Source organism: Lawsonella clevelandensis, from assembly GCF_001293125.1.
GTDB classification, from domain to species: domain Bacteria; phylum Actinomycetota; class Actinomycetes; order Mycobacteriales; family Mycobacteriaceae; genus Lawsonella; species Lawsonella clevelandensis.
On the sequence record NZ_CP009312.1, the window covers coordinates 1,170,047 to 1,187,531 of the forward strand.

General features: G+C 64.1%; 11 protein-coding genes and 1 pseudogene. 6 read left to right on the forward strand and 6 right to left on the reverse strand.

The features are described from left to right. Position 1 precedes the first annotated feature (1 nt). The 3 genes from IY73_RS04985 to IY73_RS04995 all read left to right on the forward strand — a co-directional run bounded on the left by IY73_RS04985 (position 2) and on the right by IY73_RS04995 (position 4,189). Positions 2–556 carry a hypothetical protein gene (locus tag IY73_RS04985; protein WP_053979001.1) on the forward strand — a complete coding sequence of 185 codons (555 nt, stop codon included), beginning with the start codon at positions 2–4 and terminating at the stop codon, positions 554–556. A 184-nt stretch (positions 557–740) separates the two neighbouring features. Next, positions 741–2,567 (forward strand): phosphoenolpyruvate carboxykinase (GTP), encoded by a 1,827-nt coding sequence (locus IY73_RS04990; RefSeq protein ID WP_053979002.1) that lies wholly within the window; start codon positions 741–743, stop codon positions 2,565–2,567. A gap of 119 nt (positions 2,568–2,686) precedes the next feature. Then, the gene (locus IY73_RS04995) at positions 2,687–4,189 is read left to right on the forward strand and encodes a DUF4185 domain-containing protein (RefSeq protein ID WP_053979003.1); all 1,503 of its coding nucleotides are present in this window, start codon (positions 2,687–2,689) and stop codon (positions 4,187–4,189) included. Positions 4,190–4,267: 78 nt separating this feature from the next. On the opposite strand, the gene IY73_RS05000 is transcribed toward IY73_RS04995, so the two are convergent. After that, positions 4,268–5,065 carry a class I SAM-dependent methyltransferase gene (locus IY73_RS05000; protein ID WP_237023722.1) on the reverse strand — a complete coding sequence of 266 codons (798 nt, stop codon included), beginning with the start codon at positions 5,063–5,065 and terminating at the stop codon, positions 4,268–4,270. A gap of 107 nt (positions 5,066–5,172) precedes the next feature. Here IY73_RS05000 and IY73_RS05005 point away from each other — a divergent pair, with 107 nt between their 5' ends. Next, on the forward strand, positions 5,173–6,318 hold the full coding sequence (locus IY73_RS05005) for a glycosyltransferase family 4 protein (protein ID WP_053979004.1): 1,146 nt from the start codon (positions 5,173–5,175) through the stop codon (positions 6,316–6,318). On the opposite strand, the gene IY73_RS08730 is transcribed toward IY73_RS05005, so the two are convergent. Beyond that, positions 6,246–8,171, reverse strand: a complete 1,926-nt coding sequence (locus tag IY73_RS08730; RefSeq protein WP_053979005.1) for a hypothetical protein — start codon at positions 8,169–8,171, stop codon at positions 6,246–6,248. The genes IY73_RS05005 and IY73_RS08730 overlap by 73 nt on opposite strands. A gap of 162 nt (positions 8,172–8,333) precedes the next feature. On the opposite strand from IY73_RS08730, the gene IY73_RS05015 reads away from it, so the two are divergent. Beyond that, positions 8,334–9,578, forward strand: coding sequence for a lipopolysaccharide biosynthesis protein (locus IY73_RS05015; RefSeq protein ID WP_158408648.1), 1,245 nt, complete (start codon positions 8,334–8,336; stop codon positions 9,576–9,578). 31 nt (positions 9,579–9,609) lie between these two features. Here IY73_RS05015 and IY73_RS05020 read toward each other — a convergent pair whose 3' ends face one another. Next, positions 9,610–10,974 carry a porin PorA family protein gene (locus IY73_RS05020; protein ID WP_053979006.1) on the reverse strand — a complete coding sequence of 455 codons (1,365 nt, stop codon included), beginning with the start codon at positions 10,972–10,974 and terminating at the stop codon, positions 9,610–9,612. A 228-nt stretch (positions 10,975–11,202) separates the two neighbouring features. Here IY73_RS05020 and IY73_RS08625 point away from each other — a divergent pair. Next, a pseudogene (locus IY73_RS08625) lies at positions 11,203–12,279 on the forward strand (acyltransferase family protein); the annotation flags it as partial. Between the two features lie 62 nt (positions 12,280–12,341). On the opposite strand, the gene IY73_RS08260 reads toward IY73_RS08625, so the two are convergent. The 3 genes from IY73_RS08260 to IY73_RS05030 all read right to left on the reverse strand — a co-directional run bounded on the left by IY73_RS08260 (position 12,342) and on the right by IY73_RS05030 (position 17,378). Next, the gene (locus IY73_RS08260) at positions 12,342–16,691 is read right to left on the reverse strand and encodes a DUF3367 domain-containing protein (protein WP_096334769.1); all 4,350 of its coding nucleotides are present in this window, start codon (positions 16,689–16,691) and stop codon (positions 12,342–12,344) included. Then, complete coding sequence (locus tag IY73_RS08180; RefSeq protein WP_082345441.1) at positions 16,654–16,821, reverse strand: DUF2613 family protein; 168 nt, start codon at positions 16,819–16,821, stop codon at positions 16,654–16,656. Before IY73_RS08180 ends, IY73_RS08260 begins: the two co-directional genes overlap by 38 nt. Before the next feature lie 77 nt (positions 16,822–16,898). Next, entirely contained in the window at positions 16,899–17,378 is a 480-nt protein-coding gene (locus tag IY73_RS05030) for a universal stress protein (protein WP_053962132.1), read from the reverse strand. Positions 17,379–17,485 lie beyond the last annotated feature (107 nt).

Genomic DNA, 17,485 nt, shown 5'->3' on the forward strand with positions numbered 1-17,485 from the left:
CATGTCCGACTTCGAGATTCCCTTCGATCCCTGGCTCGGGTCCGCCTTCGTGGTGACTGACGCCATGGGAAACCAGTGGGTGCCTATCCCCATGAACGCCCCTGTAGACCCCGAAACTGGTGAGTGCATCACCGATGAGGGTATCTGCTGGGATTACGACAACGAATATGAGCCGAATATCACTTTTTTTGATCCCGGCGAGATGACGACGGGTCCCTCCCACTTGGTGGGGGTGGGCATTATCGATCCCACTGGCGAGACTGGCGTCACGTCCTTCGCCTCCAATGGCGACGAAATCATGCGCCCAATTGAACATGGCGATACCGATGCGATACGCCCCGGTGAAATGTACATGGAACTTGGGAAACTTTGTTTTGCCATTGAGATTGATGAAAACCATTGCGCAACCTTGGGTTATGAAGATGGCATGCTGATCTTTAGTGACGAGGATGCGGACGGGATCGTCGACCATCTGCAGAACATTTGCTTTGACGGCACTAACAAGCGATGGAAGCTTCCTTACCCGCCCAGTCTGTCTTCAGACGATTCCCTTTAAATCCTGGTTGACATGCGTTTCATAGGCACGCCTAACTAGTGTGATTCACCTGCCGCAAGTAACGGCGTGTCCTGCGTCACATCTCCTATAGGGAGTTACCCCCAAATCACCAAACTTCGATGTGCTCTTATTGCCATAGGTCATTAACATGGAGGATGACATCAATTACTTGTAGGAGTGACAGATGACTGAAAAGACCATTCCAGGCTTCGAGGGAACCATCCCCACTGAGAATGAAAAGATCATCGACTTCGTCGCCCAGTGGGCCGAGGTCATGACCCCCGACCAGGTCGTTTTCTGCGACGGTTCCCAGGAAGAATGGGACCGCCTGACCCAAGAACTCGTTGACAGTGGCACCTTCACCCAGCTGAACCCCGAGAAGAAGCCGAACTCCTTCCTCGCCCTTTCCGATCCCGCTGACGTTGCTCGTGTTGAGTCCCGCACCTTCATCTGCTCTGAGACCGAAGACGGCGCCGGCCCCACCAACCACTGGGCCGAGCCCAAGGCCATGCGCGAAGAAATGCTCGAGCAGTACAAGGGCTGTATGAAGGGCCGTACCATGTACGTCATCCCCTTCTGCATGGGTCCCCTCGGTGCCGATGACCCCAAGCTCGGCATTGAAATCTCTGACTCCGCCTATGTTGTCGTCTCCATGCGCATCATGACCCGCATGGGTGCCGCTGCCCTCGAGAAGATCGGCAAGGACGGCGACTTTGTCCGTGGCGTGCACTCCGTTGGCGCCCCCCTCGCTGAAGGCCAGGAAGATGTTCCGTGGCCCTGCAACGAGACCAAGTACATCACCCACTTCCCTGAGGATCGTGAGATCTGGTCCTTCGGCTCCGGCTACGGCGGCAATGCCCTCCTCGGCAAGAAGTGCTACGCCCTGCGTATCGCCTCTGTCATGGCCCGCGACGAAGGCTGGATGGCTGAGCACATGCTCATCCTGAAGCTCACCTCCCCCGAAGGTAAGGCCTACTACATCTGTGCCGCCTTCCCGTCCGCATGTGGCAAGACCAACCTCGCCATGCTGCAGCCCACCATCCCCGGCTGGAAGGCTGAGGTTGTTGGCGACGACATCTCCTGGATGAGCTTCGGCGAAGACGGCCGCCTCTACGCCGTCAACCCCGAGAACGGCTTCTTCGGTGTTGCCCCCGGCACCAACTACAACTCCAACCCGAACGCCATGCGTTCCATGGAGCCCGGTAACTGCATCTTCACCAACGTTGCCCTCACCGATGACGGCGACGTCTGGTGGGAGGAAATGGGCGACGCCCCGGCCCACCTCACCGACTGGCATGGCAATGACTGGACCCCCGAGTCCGATACCCCGGCCGCACACCCGAACTCCCGCTACACCGTGCCGATTACCCAGTGCCCGGTTACCGCTGAAGAGTTCAACGACCCCAAGGGCGTTCCGGTTTCCGCCATCCTCTTCGGTGGCCGCCGCCCCGATACCGTTCCGCTGGTCTCCGAGGCCTATAGCTGGAACCACGGCGTGTACATCGGCGCCACCCTGTCCTCCGGCCAGACCGCTGCCGCTGAAGGCCAGGTCGGCTCTATCCGTCGTGACCCCATGGCTATGATCCCCTTCATTGGCTACAACGTTGGCGACTACCTGCAGCACTGGGTCGACATGGGCGTCAAGGGCGGCGACAAGATGCCCAAGGTGTTCTACGTGAACTGGTTCCGCAAGAACGATGACGGCAAGTGGCTGTGGCCCGGCTTCGGCGACAACAGCCGTGTCCTCAAGTGGATCGTCGACCGCCTTGAAGGCCGAGTCGAAGCTGACGAGACCATCGTCGGCCAGACTGCCCGCGTTGAGGACCTCGACCTCTCCGGCCTCGAAGGCTACACCGAGGACGACGTCAAGTCTGCTCTCGTTGTGAACAAGGCTGACTGGGAGCGCGAGCTTCCCGACCTCGATGCCTGGTTCGAGAAGCTTGGCCCGAAGGTTCCGCAGGAAGTTCACGACGAGTACGAAGCCCTCAAGCAACGTATTGCTGAGGCTTAATCGGACTCGCTGAGCTCCCTCTGAGTTCACAAGCATAAATAGTGCCCCCCACTATCTCGGTAGTGGGGGGCACTATTGCTACAATACTGGTGATCAAATTTGCCACAAGGAGAACATCTGTGCGCAATAATCGCATCATTAACACCAGTCTTACGGCTGTGCTAGCTTCCACCATCACGGGTGCCGTTGTCCTCACCACCCTCACCCCCGCCACCGCCGCAGATAGCTCCGTCACCCCCCTCACCATCCAAGACACCCGTAGCGCCGCCCGTGCCGGCTACCCCAGCGCACTCGAACTCGCACAACACAACCGCGCCGCCCTCCGCGACCACTCCACCATCCCCCACGACCTCATCGGTGCCAACAACCTCATCTCCCCCGCCAGCATCGGACGCGGCGACCTCTCTCCCCTCGACCCACTCCACATCATCTTTCTCCCCGACCGCGCTGGCCAAGAACTCATCACCGAACCAGCGAAAATGCTGGGCGGTAACTTCGCCCGCGCTAACCTTGTCCTCAGTCTCAGCCGCTACACCAGCGTCACCAAACTCGACGCCGCCAACGCAGAAATCGTGGGTAAACCGCTGGTCGGTATCGCCTCCGCCAATAACGTCTCCCGTGACGCCGGAGTGTGGGGCGCCGACGTCGGCATCACCTGGGACGCCGGAAATGGCCGCACCCTTATCGCTTTCGGCGACAACTACGGCCCCGGCCACTTCGGCCCCATGAGCCGCTTCCGCGGCTCCGCCCTCGCCTGGGCAGACGTCGACAACCCCTACAACGTCCGCACCACCCAATTCTTCACCGGCTACGAAAACAAAGCTGAAGAAATCGTCGACTCCGGACACGGCGACAACCGCGAACTCTCCAAGATCCCCACCGCTGCCATGTCCCTCCACGGTGTCCAATACATCGATCTCATGTCCATTCGCCGCTGGGGTGACCCCGGCATGTGGACCACCAACTTCTCCCACATCTACCGCTCCATTGACTACGGCCACACCTGGCAGCCCACCCACATCTTCCGCCCCAACCGTGGCGGATTCGCCAACTTCCAGATGGGCGCGTTCGTCAAACACGGCCGCTACGTCTACGAATTCGGCACCCCCAACGGGCGCATGGGGGACGGATACCTGGCCCGCGTCCCCGCCCGCTCCTTCGAGAAACTCCACGCCTGGGAATACTGGAACGGCAAAAAGTGGGTCAAGGACGACCCTGCTGCCGCTGTCCCGGTCATCCCCGGCCGCATCTCCGAGCTCACCGTCCAGTGGAACCCGCGCCTCAAGCGCTTCATGATGCTCACACTCGGCAACGGCGACAACATCTACCTGCGCTACTCCAAGGACCTCATCAACTGGACCAACCGTTACCTGCTCATCCCCACCCAGCGGGCGAAGGTCTACAGCCCCTACTTCCTCCCTCAACAGAGCGGCTGCACCGTCTTCTTCACCCTCTCCTCGTGGCTGCCCTACCAGGTCTCCACCGTCAAGGCGACGCTGCCCACCGTCCACCACATGGAGAAACTGGCCTACACCTACGTGCCAGAGGACAACCTAGGAGAAATCTCGAAGTTCCTCTTCCCCAACGGATTCCCACCGAAGACCGGGGAGATACGCCGCTAACACACCTCACCCGCCTACCACCACCCCGCGCGGCAGACCTACGGGCGTCAATAATTCCGCGCGGCAGTGTGACGGCAGCTACTGGCCGCCCCGCTTACGAAGCACCGCCACCAGGTTGCTCACCGCCACCTCCCGGAACCCCGGCACGTTCACCATCCACCACGCCCAACCGGGGTGGTAGCGGGGAAAGAACCCCGCCACCTCCGCATCAGGCTGGTGGCGTGCCCACTCCATGCCCTCCCGGCAGCCCACCGCAAACAGCGACCGCCCAAAATAATTCTTCGGTGAGTGCCCGTGCCGCCGCTCATACAACCGCCGCGCCCTGTCCCCACCCAGATAGTGGGTGAGCCCCATCTCATGCCCACCAAAAGGCCCATACCACAGGGTGTAGCTCACCACGATAAGCCCGCCCGGCCGGCAAACCCGCACCATCTCATCGCACATCCGCCACGGTTCCGGCACATGTTCTACCACATTGCTGGAATACACCACGTCCACCGCATCGCTGGCAAACGGCAAATCCATGCCGGACCCCTGCACCGTCAACCCACGCACCTGTGGCTCCAGTGGCAATCCAGCAGCTTGGAGTTCCCGCAGGTCCGGCTCACAGCCAATATATCGCACCCCCCGCTTCCCAAACTCGCGGCCGAAATAGCCGGGCCCACCTCCCACATCCAGCACCGTCGTCCCCGTCAATGAGGTCCCCGTCGTCCCCTCCCACAGCAGTTCAATAAGGTCCGCGGTGTCGCTGGAGAGAGCGTTGTAGAAACGTTCTGGGTGGCGCTGCTCATCGGGAAAGCTGGTGAGCAATGCCCACGAGCGAGCCAACGTGGCACGGCGGCGCAAGGCGCGGAAAGCAGACGGGGTAGAGGTCACACTGTGAGCCTACCGGGCGGAGCGCAGGGGAGAGCGAAATGAAACAGGCACGCTGGGTGCAGTGCACTGCGCCGGCGGGTAGGTTGAAGGGGACAGGAAGGAGCCCCATGTCCACAGTGTTACTGCTGTGCTGGCGCGACAGCGGCCACCCCCAAGGAGGCGGCTCCGAACACTACCTGGAGACGATGGGGGAGGCTCTCGCACACGCCGGCCACCGGGTGTTCTACTGCACTGCCGCCTACCTCGGCGCACCCGCCCAGGAGACCCGCAACGGCATCCGGTTCAGCCGTGGTGGGAACCGCATCACCGTCTACCCGCGTGCGTTGGCGGCACTCCTGCGCGCCCGTTGGGCTCGCGGACCATTGGCGGACATGGGAATACCGGACGTCATCATCGACACCCAAAACGGGGTGCCGTTCTTCGCCCACCTTGTGAGCCCTGCACCCGTCATCATTCTGGAACACCATTGCCACCACGAACAGTGGCCAGTAGCGGGGCCAGGCTTGGCGCAGCTGGGATGGTGGCTGGAGTCCTGGCTATCGCCCCACGTGCACCGCCACTGTCAGTACATCACCGTGTCGGAGGCATCGAAGCGGGAACTGCAGCGCCTAGGCGTCAATTCGGACCGCATTGCGGTGGTGCCCAACGGGTGTACTCCCCTCGGTACAGATCAGCCAGTCCGCCTCACACCGCTGGAGGGAGATACTGAGGTCCGGCTCGTTACCCTCTCCCGCCTCGTCCCCCACAAACAACTAGAACACGCCCTCAGCACCCTCGCTGCGCTCCTCCCCAGCTACCCCCACCTCCATTTGGACATCATCGGTAGCGGCTGGTGGGATGCGGAACTACGCCAGCATGCCCGCCGCTACCGCCTCACCGCCCAGCACGTCACCTTCCATGGACACGTCACCGACACCCACAAACACCAGCTTCTCGCCCAAGCGCACATTCACCTCATGCCTTCCCGCAAAGAAGGCTGGGGGTTGGCTGTCACGGAAGCGGCCCAACACTGCGTGCCCACCATTGGCTACCGTAGCTCGGCCGGGCTTACTGACTCCGTGGTGGATGGGGTGACGGGCGTCCTGGTGGACAGTCTGGATGGTTTCCGGGACGCCACGCAGCGGCTCATCGACAACCCACGGCTGCGGGTTCAGATGGGGGAAGCAGCCCAGCAGCGGGCCTACGGATTCTCCTGGGAGGCCTCCGCGGCACGCTTCCGGTCTTTAACGATGAGCCAGGTCATGGCGGTGTAGCCCACCACCATCAGGAGTAGCCACACAATATGGAAGGTGAACGCGAATGCCCACTCCCAGCGCGTGGGAGAGTAGTCGCGGCTGACAATCCCCGGCACCCGGTAGAGGGTCAGATCAGGCGCCGTCAACACCGGCTCCAGCCCCCGCAGAGTATTGCGGAACTCCAAGGTGTCGGGTACCTTCGGCGCCACCACATTCTCGATGAGCACCCAGCGCACCCCAAGGGAGGCCAGCACACCAGCCGGCGCCCCCTGCAGCAGCGCCCACTCCACCTGGTGGGCGCGCACATTCTCGCCCGCTACCACCACCGTGTCTCGCTCTTCCTGGCCGTCCACGGCGCGCACCATGTGCACCGGCAGGTCGTCGGCATTCAACACCTCCACCGGCATCAGCCGGGAGGAGGGATCCAGCACCGGCCGGTTCCCGGTGCGGTCAAAGACACGTAACTGCCCGGCGGGTAACACGGCCATGTCGCCGTTGCTTCCCTCCACCGCCTTAATAATCTCGTTCCAGGAGGAGGAGTAGATGACCGGCTGCAGGTGCTTGCTGGTGGCCAGCGGCGCGTCCGGGAGCATCACAATAATGAGTACGCACAGCACGGCGATCGCCCCTCGCGCATCCACTCGTGCCCCAAACACTTTGTGACGGTAGCTGAACTCATAGACTGCACGGGCACAGGCACTCATCAACACTGCATAGATGGGCATCATCAGCGCCATCCACTTTTGGGTATCGCGGAATAAGCCAGCCCCCGGAATGTGCTCCACCAGCCACACCGCCACATGGGTACCGAAGGGGTAGGAGAAGAAGGTGATGACGACGGTAGCGACGAGTGCGGCACCCGCCCACAGGTAGACGAGCCGACGCGTCTTGGAGCGGCGGAACCGCCACACACCAACGCCCAGCAGCACCAGCTGAAGTGCCAGGGCGAAGAAGACGAAGAAACTGGAGCGGCTAGCTGGAACCACATCCGCATTCCAAATTCCGCCCAGGCTGATGAGGGAGAAGAAGGTCCCCAAGAATCCGAGTGGCCCTTCCCCGCGGGCGGCAAAGGCGGAGATGCCGGCGCTGTCTGACAGAGAGGCAGGCCCATTGTGGGAGACCTGGAGGAAGGAGGGGTAGAGCCAAGGGAGGGTGACGAGCAGACCGATCCCCAGCACCACCAGTACGCGCTGCCAGTATTTGAGGGGGCTAGAGGTGTGATCGATGGCGAGGCGGAGTTCCGCCACATCGATGGGGCGTTTGGGAAGGCCGACGGAGATGACGGCGAATATGATGCCCATGACGGCGCCGGTGGGGGTGAAGCCGGCCACTGCCATGGAGGCGGCCAGCGCAGCCCAGGCGGTGAGGCGGGTGTAGCGGCCGGGGGACATCACCATGGCGCCAGTGAGGCCGATCCAGGGGAGTGCCCCGTAGCCCACGAGCAGCGACCAGTGCCCCTGCAACAGGCGCTCCACCACGAAGGGGTTCCAGATGGCGAAAGTGGCGGCGACAAGCCCCTGGGCGAGTGCTTGCCCGCGGGTGCCCGGGAAGAGGAAGTACCAGCCCAGGCCGGCGGCGCCCAGGCCGGCGAGGATGAGGGCGAGGAAGAGGAGGATCTTGACGGCCAGGCCACCGTCCATGAATTGGGAGACGATGGCGAGGAAGGCGTCTTGGGGGACGGCGCGGGCGGAGGTGTCTCCAATGCCGAGGGCAGAGGGGGTGATGTAGGAGCGGGGGGTGGAGACGGTGTCGCGGGTGAGGAGGTAGCCACGTTTGAAGAGGGGCCACAGCAGGACGCTAGTGAGCACGACGCACCACAGGGTGACCCAGCCGAGGGCAGCGTTGACGGAACGGAGTGCTCTGCGCGACATGCTTCTATTGTGCCTGACGGGCCCAGAATTGTACGAGCATCACAAAGAAATATTGAGGGGCGGCTGCATAATGGAGACATGTGTGTATCCCGCTCTGCTGCTTCGGCGCCCGCGCCCGCGGGGGAGCCGGGTGAAGGGGGGAGCGTAAGGGATGTGAGGGGTGTGAGGCGACCGGTCCGGGGGGAGGTGGTCCGCGGTATGGGGTGGGTGACGGCAGGTAGTATGCTCGCCAACATCTTGGGGTACCTGCTGCATATTGCCGCCACGAATCTGTTGGGCCCGGCAGGGTATGGGCAGTTTGCGGCGCTGATGGCGGTGCAGGTGGTGGCGGCAGTGCCGGCGTTGGCGGTGCAGACCGTGGTGGCGCGGGAACGGGCAAAGGGAGCGGCAGTGGCGGGGATCCACCGGCTGGTGTGGCAGACCGGTGGGGTGGTGTCGGTGGTGGCGTTGCTGGTAGGACTCGCTCTTACGGCATACTTTGCGCACTGGTCGGGGTGGGTGACGTTCTCCGCGCTGCTGGCAGTGCCGGTGTTGGTGGGGCTGGCAGGAGAGCAGGGCATCCTGCAGGGCGAGCAACGGTTTGCGGGGCTGGCCGCGGTGGTGGCGTTGGCGGGGGTCGGCAAGGTGGTGCCGGCGGTGCTGGTACTGTGGCGAACTGATTCGGTGGGGTGGTCGTTTGTGGCGTCGACGGCGGGATATGCGTTGGTCTGGGCGGTGGCGAGAGTACTGGCGGGGCGGGCATCGTCACCTTCCACTCCTGGCTCTACTGTCTCGGGCGCTACTACCATGGGCGCTACAACTCCGGGCGGTACCATCTCGGGTGTGTCGCTCTCCGCTGTGTGGTGGGCTACCCAGGTGCAGCTGCTCATTATGGTGTTCACTCAGCTGGATGTGGTGTTGGCGCAGTGGGTGCTCACTCATACCGATGCGGGGCTATATGCGGCGGGCGCTATCTTTACCAAGATCGCGTTCTGGTTGCCGGCGGCGGTGGCGTTGGTGTTCTACCCGCAGCTAGCGGATGTGCGAGTGCGGCAGGGGGCGATGCGCCGGGCGCTGGGGTTGTTGTGGGGTGTGGGGGCCGTGGTGGTGGCGGGTACCGCGCTAGTAGCCCGCTGGGTGCCGTTGGTGTTGGGGGAGAGGTTTGCGCCAGTGACGGGGATGCTGTGGCTGTTTGCTCTGTTGGGGGTGCTGTTCAGCCTGCTGCAGGTGTTGTTGGTGGGGGCTATTGCGGTGGCGGGGGAGAGAGTCACGCTGGTGGTGTGGCCGCTGCTGGTGGCCGAGGTGGTGGTTGTGGCACTGGTTGTCCACACGCCGGTAGGGTTGTTGGTGACCGCGGTCGGGTGTGCGGCCATTGCGCTGGTGGTCGTCGGTGTGACGGAGTGGCGCCAGGCGGTTCCCACCCGGTAGCGAGATAAGACGGTGTGGCGGGGTGACGCTGCTAGCGGGCTGTGCCTTCGCCGTCACCAGTACTGTCGCCAGCACGAGTACCGTTACCATTGTCGTCACCAGCGCTGTCGTCACCAGCGCTGTCATGACCAGCCCCGTCGTCATCGCCGTCGAGAGGCAGGTCCTCCCGCACGGCACGGGTAATCCGATCCCATTCGCGGGTCCGCTTCACCACGGTAAACCAGCCCAACACCAGCAGAATCAGGCCAACGCCGCCCATTACCCAGCCGCCCACGGTGGCACCCTGCAACAGGGCATAGGTGGACTTCTCGTCCGCCACAACGTCCTCCGTGTCCTTCTTGGACAGAGTCGTATCTGCCTCCACGAGTGTCACGGTGGGGTTGTCCAGGCCCGACCTCATGCCGTTGTCGTGGAGGTAGGAGCGTGCAGCGTCCTCATTCTTAGCGGCAAACCATTGGAAGTACTCGTGCTTTTTCAGGATCTGCCCAGTGGCCTGGGAGATCACCAGGTCGCGCTCTTTGTAGTAGTAGGCGTAGTAGGGCACAACCTGGTCGCTGCCGCCGTTTTTCCACACGCTTTCCGGCTCGTTAAAACGGAAGGCGGAGAGGGTGAGTTTGTCGATGAAGGAGAGGTTGCCGTGGTCGTCGCGCAGCGCTTTCTCCCACACCTTGTACAGGTTGGTGGGCCCCACAACCTGCTTGAATTCCAGGGCTTTCACCCCGTCCACCACGGTTTCCCGAACGGGAGTGAGGGGAATGGACTGCAGCACGAACGGGTCGAAATAGCTGTAGTGGCTGTCCAGGCTCGTGTTGTAGGGGAACTTGTACTGGTAGCCGGTGCGCTGGAAGGGCTTGATAGGGTCGTTGGCACCAGGGTTAGCCGGGTCGGCGTTGGGGTAGATGATGGATTCGCCGGTGGGGGCACTGGTACGGCGGTTGGTGGTCACCCGGTCGACGTAGGACGTGATGATGCCATCCTCCAGGGTTTTCCGGTCTTTTCGCCAGAGGGTGTAGCCGGCCTGGTAGGTGTTCACTTTGTCGTTGGCAGGTTCGGCGCCGAAGACGGTGGTGCGGCTGCTGAGGGGGACGCGGGTGTCGATGAAGCAGAACATGGGAAGACGCCAGGTGGCAGGGTTGGGCTGCTTGCATTCGGGGCGATCCGCGTTGCCGGCGGTGGGTTTCTGCTGCCGGTAGGCGACGGGGTCGAAGGCGGTGCCTTCAACGGTGGTAGTGGTGTGGGTGTTTCCGCTGTTGCCGGGCCCGACAGCGAGGGGGGCGATGGAGAGGCGCGGCACCAGGAAGGTGGGGAGGAGAATGCCGGCAACCAGAAGGAAAGCCCCTACTCCCGCGAGGATGCTGGGGAGGAGTTTCTTGGGGCTGTCGGAAGGGGTTGCCATGGGGTCTCCTTCGTTGGTCGACAGAGGGTGTTCTGGGGGGAGTTTATAGTTGGGGTGACGGAGGTTCGTGTGGGGCCCACGAGCCGACACCCGAGTGTTACAGCGCAGGCTTCGGGAGAGGGCTGTCGCTATAGCGTGGAAGCGCGGCGGCCTCTGGCGGCGGTTGGTCACACTGCCGTCTACACAGGGCCTATCAGGAAAAATACTAACACAGGACATTTTTGCACTATGGAGCAGCCGCGGTCTTTTATCCCCGCCTTGGAGGGCGTGCGGGCGTTAGCGGCGCTGGGTGTGCTCACAAGCCACGTGGCGTTTCAGACGGGGGCGGGGTGGCAGTGGCTGTGGGGGCGCCTGGATTTGTGGGTGGCAGTGTTTTTTGCGGTTTCCGGGTTTTTATTGTGGCGGCGGCAGTCTCTCGCTGCCCGGCAGGAGAGTACGGGGGCGCCCTCTCTTGGTTCGGCTGCTCGCTTCACTGCGAACGCAGCGGTTCACTCGGCTGTGGATCCCGCTGCCCGCCCTGCTGTGGGTCGCTACTATCGCGCCCGCTTCGTCCGCATTATGCCCGCCTACTGGCTGGTGGTGGTGACGGTACTGCTGCTGTTCCCAGGTGGCCAGCGGCTTTCCTGGGAAGGGGTGTTGGCGAACCTCACCCTGACCCAGGTGTATGTGCCGCTTTCGCTCACCGATGGTCTTACCCAAATGTGGAGTTTGTCCGTCGAGGGCGGCTTCTACCTGCTGTTGCCGCTGGCGGCATGGGCGTTGTGGGGGCTGCGGGGGCAGCGGGTGCGGTGGCGCATCCCCACTATTGCGGCGGTGTCGCTGTTGTTCTTGGGGTGGGCGTGGGTGCCGCTGGGTCAGCTGTGGGAGCCGCTCGGGGAGCTTAATGGGCAGATGCAGTTCCCGGCGTTCATCCCCTGGTTTGGGGTGGGGATGCTGCTGGCGGAAGTGTGGGCGGATCGTTGCCTGGGGTTACGGCAACACCGGGAGGTGACGGTACTGGTGCAGGTGGGGTGGTTGAACCCGTTGGTGGTGGCGGTGTTGTTTGTGGTGGCAGCGCAGCCGTTCATGGGGCCGGTGGCGTTTGTGCAGCCTTCCCCGGGGGCGTTCGCATGGCGGATGGTGCTGGGTGTGGGAATCGCCTTCTTCTCGGTAGCGCCACTGGTGGTGGGGCCGGCGAGGGCCTGCCACCCTGTCCTGTGCAGTGGGGTAGTGCAGGCGTTGGGGCGCTGGTCTTATGGAATTTTCCTGTGGCATCTGGTGGCGCTGCGGGCGGCATTTCAGATTCTGGGGTTGCCGCTGTTTAGTGGCCACACGCTGGGTGTGTGGGTGGTGACGGTGTTGCTGACGGTGCCGCTGAGTGCTGCTAGTTACGCGCTGGTGGAGGAGCCGTTGCGCCGGCGATTGCGTGCCTGGGAGGGGCGGCGTGCAGCTGCGGCGCTAGAGGTGGAGGTAGCTGCGGCTCTAGAGCCACACGTGGAGAAGCCAGCAGGGGAAGAGGTGTAGCGTTCGCGCAGTGCGCGGGCGGCGTGGCGCCAGCTCGTGGGTAGCGGACAGGCGGCAAGAGCCAACGCGACGACGGCAACCAGGGCGCAAAGCTGGGTGAGCCAGTGGTCGCCGGCGTAGCTGTGGCCGCCGGTGAGAGTCCATGGATGGGCGGCCAGTAGCACGCCGCTGAGGGTCGTGCCGGCAGCGGTGAGGAGCGTGGCCCACGGGGAGCGGCCGCTGTCACCGAAGGACGTGCGGGGGTGGGGGCTGGGGGCCGTCACCGCACTCCACCGGCACTGCAGGGCACGGCCAAAGCGAGAGCCATCCAGTCGCCGCAGCCGCACCCCGTCTACTACCGTGAGCACAATAAGCAGCAGTACCAACACCCCACCCACGCATAACGCAATGCGGTAGGGGGTGTTGGGGGTAAAGCGAAGTGTCACTACTCCTTCCGATTCCGCTGGCAGCAGCCACGCCTGCTGCCAGCCATTGGCAGTGGTGGGCTGCAGGATGCGCCCATCGGCGAGGGTAGCCTGCCAACCTGGGTTGACGCTCTCCGGCACCACCAGTAGGCGGGTATCCGTACTCGGCCCAAATTCCAGGCGCCGCACACTTTTTCCCCACTCCAGCAGACGTGGCGGAGCGGAGTGGTGGCGAGTACTCAGGCGTGCCGCAGCAGCGAGACGACGTTGGCCGGCGGGAGTCGTTAGCTGCAGGGTATCCACCACCAGGTTGTGGCCCGCCTGGCCTTCCACTCGCACCTCCCCAGCGGGGAGCAGCACCGTGGACGGTTGGCACGCCACCGCCGGCACCGTCTCGCCACGTTGTAATGCCGCCGCAATGTCCTCCGGATCACCCTCCAATCGCAGTGGAATACGCTGGGGAACAGGGACACTGGGGGAACCTTCGGAGGTATCCCAGGAGGCGGCCTGTCGGGCACTACCCGGAGTAACCACCAACGCCAGCCCTCCATCACAGCCCGTGTTAATCCGCAGGCGCGGCGGGGCCGTGGTGGACACTCGCGCAATGCGGGCACTGTTCAGCCGTACCAGCATCCGCGGCGCCACCTCCACCTCCCGCGGGGTGGCGATGGTGCGGCGAAACACCCCCGGCTCCTCCGGCGGCTCCACCCAAGAGGGGTCGCACACCGTCGCCCCGGTGGGGCCCTCCGCACAGGGCAGCGCCCCCGGATAGTCCTGGTGCAAGCTCCAGCCCAGCAGCGGCGGCAAAAACTCCGCATGGTCCGGGTAGCCCACCACCACTTCGCGGCCAATCTGCACCACGGTACCTGTCCCACTGGAGGTGGGGCGGCTGGTATCCCGCACCACCACCTCGGACAGGCCAAACTGGCCACCGGCCGACCCATCCTGGGTAGACCCCGCAGAAATCCGCAGCCATGTTGTGGTACCGGGAGGAAGGGGGATGACGGTGCGCCGCCCGGGCGTGGTGGACACAATAGCGGAGCCAGCAGCGGTGTGGAGCACCAGCCGGTTGATGGGGCTGCCGGGCAGCCCTCGCGGCACCGTCACCGTCACCGACCCCTGCAGAATGGGGTGGTCTAGGTGCACCGTCAGGGATTGCCCCACTGCGCTACCAGGGAAGGCGGACAGCCAGGCGCTATGGGGGTTGCCGTCGAAGGCGGCGGCGGGATCTGCCCCGGGGCGAACTTTGCCCAGCTGGTCCGCGTATTCGGCGCTAGAACTGACCGTCACCCGGCCCCCATACCAGCGGGAGTAGATGAGGGGGGCGGCATCGGTGGCGTAGTCGGGTTGCCGGTTTCCGGTGTGGCGGGTGTCGCGGCGGCTACGGATACCAGAGGAGTGGTGGTCCACCCGCCCGAAGTCGGTTTCGCGGGCTTTGGGGCTATCCGTAATGGTGAGGCCCAGCCACCGTGGCGTGGTGGGGTCGCTGGGCGGACGTGTGCCCGGTGGAAAAGTGTCCTGCCGGAGTGCGCCCCGCCCAGCTGCCACCTGCTGGCTAACAGTCTGCTGGTAGAGGCGCGTCACATGCCCGGACAGCATTCGCACCGTTGGGATAGGTTGCCCGAAACTCAACGCGGTGTCGTTGAAGGAACTCAGTGCCTCCGGCCCGCCCGCCACCAGCGGCACCGTATCCGTACTCACCAGCCACGGCCCCCCAAAGGGGAACGAGGTCGGGGTGTTTGTACCGTCCAGATCCACCTCAAAAATTTCGATGGCCGGATAGGAGGGGCGTGGCATGTTCCGTAGGAAGAACGGCACTGGTTGGGTAGCGCCTTCCCCCTGGTACCCCACTCCGGCACGGGTTGCCGAGCCAAACTGTGCCACCCGCCGCAACCCGGGAGACCCCAACACTGTCCGATGCACCAGCAGCGGGTTGGCAGCATTGCTCACTGCTAGGTTGAGATCATTGCGCACCACTACAAAACGAATACCCTGCCTCGCCAGCGTGGGAGCCAAGCCTACCGCTGGGCGTCCAGCGGCCACCAGCTGTTCCACCGCATCCATGGCGCGGATAGTATTCGGGGGCACCAGGGGGATGGCATCCCGTACTGCCCAGGGGCTGCGGGCGAGGGGCTGCAAGGGTTCATCGCGGGTGAGGCCCCACAGTTGGCTGGCGAAATTCGCACCCGGTACCACTAGGGCGCGGGCAGCTGGGGTGGGCTCGTGGGGGCTGCTGCCGGCTCCACTAGGGGGGCGTTCCGGAGCGTGGTCGGCCAGCCAGTGGGCGGCCTCCGCCCAGTAGTCGGGCACGTCCCGGTAGGTGCCCTGCGGGGCGAGGCGCAGTGTCCAGGCGGGGGACACTGCTACCGCCAGGGCCGTCACCATCACTATGCCGGCGGCGACACGCGGCTGCCGTTCCGGGTGGGCCAGGTCCGCCCAGGAGTGGACGGGAACACGGCTGAGGAGGTGGGTGAAGCCTAAGGCGAGGGGCAGGCGGAGGAGTGGATCGAATTTGTGGACGTTGCGGAAGACCGCGCCGGGCCCATCCAGGAAAGCCCGCACGTGGCCAGCGAAGGGCGCATCCAGCACCCCTACCCAGCCTAGGCAGAGAAGAGTAATGCCCACCAAGGCAATGGTGGTAAGCCGCCCCCGTTGCGGCATGCTGCGCAGGGTGAGTCCCGCCAGTCCGGCAGCGGCCACCAGGGAAGTGGCGACAATAAGGACAGGTTGCGTGACGAGCAGCGCCCCCGCCACCCGCTCGGTGGAAAGGTAAGGGGTCCAGGAGGTGGTGCCACGGAGAGTTTCGGCCAGGTTTGCCCAGCGGGTCGTCACCTGGGCGGATTCGATGTAGTCGAGGAAGGGTGGGGAGTAGCGGCCTAGGAGCAGCAGTGGCCCCACCCACCAGGTGCAGGCCAGTACTCCGCCTAGTATCCACCAGCCGGTGAACCTGGCCCAGCGGCCGGAAGGGCGGTGGAGGAGCCACCAGAGGATACTGACGAGCAGCGCGGCCAAGGTGGCGGTGGCGTTGACGGCCCCCATGCAGGCGACGGCGATGGCAGAGAGGAAGGCAGCATGCCGCAGCTGCGCCGAATGTGGGCTGGGAGAATCTCCAGGGTTACCGGAGTCTCTGGGGCCGCCGGGAAGGCTGGGGCCGCCGGGAAGGCTGGGGTCGCTGTGAAGGTTGGGGTCGCCGGGAAGGCCATTACCGTCAAGTGCCCACACCACCGGCACCAGCACCCAGGGGGCCAGCATGTAGGGGAGGGATTCTGAGCTTATCGCCCCCAACGTGGTAAAAATGCGCGGCGAGAGCACATACACCAGTGCACCGGCGGTGCGGCTGCGTGGTCCGCCAATGCGGAGGGTGCGGGCAAGCCACAGGATGCCCCAGAAGCCAACCCACAGGAGCAGCGCCCACCAGAGTCGTTGGATGAGCCAGCCGGGAAGATGCAGGAGGTGCCCGACGGCGAAGAAGGGGCCTTGGGGGAAGAGGTAGCCGTAGGCTTGGTTCTGGAGTTGCCCCATGGGGGCGGTGGAGTCCCACAGGCTAGTGGCGCGGGCGAGGAAACCGAGGGGGTTGGCGGTGAGGTCGTGTTTGGTATCGGCGACGGTGTGGCCGGGGTTCTGGAGGAGGGTGAGGAGGAGGAACCCGAGGTAACTCAGCAGGTAGGGCAGGGGGCGGTTGCGCCGCAGGCGGTGAAGAAGGTGAAGGTGCCGCAGCGTGCCGTCGGAGGTGTGGCAGCGCCGCAGGCGGTGGCGGAGGGTGGGGCCGCGGTTAGCGGCTGCCGTAGACAACCTGGCCGGAGATGGCATCGTCGGCGTTTCCAGTGATGCCTTGGGGAAGACTCGAACCGGAGGTGGAGTTGGTGAAGGGGATGACGAGGGCGAGTGCCAGCGCAGCACCGACGATGGTGCTGAGAACGCCAGCGGTGACGATCTTCATGTCGGTTCCAGGTCTCCTTTGGATGGTCTCCGAGAGGGGGGAGGCGCGGGTGACGGCTGACCCGTGGGCTGGTGGTGTTATACCTCGGGGGGGACGATGAGGACGGGGCGGTGTCCGTGCTTGAGGACACGGTCGGCCACAGATGGGTGCATGAGCTCTTGGAACCCGGTGCGGCCGTGGGTGCCGGTCACAATGAGGTCCGCGTCGAGCTGTTCTGCCACCTTGGTGATGGCGTTCCATACGCTGGTGGTGTACTCCACGAGGTAGCTTTCAGTATTCTCCATACCGTGTTCTTTGGCCAGTTCGGCGCCTTCGAAGGCGAAGTTGCGGGCATCGGAGAGGCCGGGGTCTTCGACCATGTTTTCGGAGTCCCAGTTGGGTTGGACGAGTCCGCCGATGCCGGAGGCGCGGGCTGCCTGCATTTGGACGGCTTGCCAGGCGGTGAGGAGGATAACGTGTTCATCGCGGATGAAGGTGGAGACGAAAGCCACAGCGCGTTTTGCTTGGCGAGAGCCGTCGTAGGCAATCAGTACAACACGGTCACTGGGGGCAGTCATTATGGTCTCCTCTGGAGGATGATGGGCCGTATGCGAAAGCCGCGCAACGGGTGTCTAGCCCGATTGTATAGAAACTGTTGGGGGTGCTCCCGTGGAAGTGGGGCAAC

Bases quoted from the DNA above. Each gene is read 5' to 3' on its own strand.
- IY73_RS08180 (WP_082345441.1), bottom strand. From the start codon at position 16,821: ATGAAGATCGTCACCGCTGGCGTTCTCAGCACCATCGTCGGTGCTGCG.
- IY73_RS04990 (WP_053979002.1), top strand. From the start codon at position 741: ATGACTGAAAAGACCATTCCAGGCTTCGAGGGAACCATCCCCACTGAG.
- IY73_RS05005 (WP_053979004.1), top strand. From the start codon at position 5,173: ATGTCCACAGTGTTACTGCTGTGCTGGCGCGACAGCGGCCACCCCCAA.
- IY73_RS04985 (WP_053979001.1), top strand. From the start codon at position 2: ATGTCCGACTTCGAGATTCCCTTCGATCCCTGGCTCGGGTCCGCCTTC.
- IY73_RS08260 (WP_096334769.1), bottom strand. From the start codon at position 16,691: ATGCCATCTCCGGCCAGGTTGTCTACGGCAGCCGCTAACCGCGGCCCC.
- IY73_RS05030 (WP_053962132.1), bottom strand. From the start codon at position 17,378: ATGACTGCCCCCAGTGACCGTGTTGTACTGATTGCCTACGACGGCTCT.
- IY73_RS05020 (WP_053979006.1), bottom strand. From the start codon at position 10,974: ATGGCAACCCCTTCCGACAGCCCCAAGAAACTCCTCCCCAGCATCCTC.
- IY73_RS08730 (WP_053979005.1), bottom strand. From the start codon at position 8,171: ATGTCGCGCAGAGCACTCCGTTCCGTCAACGCTGCCCTCGGCTGGGTC.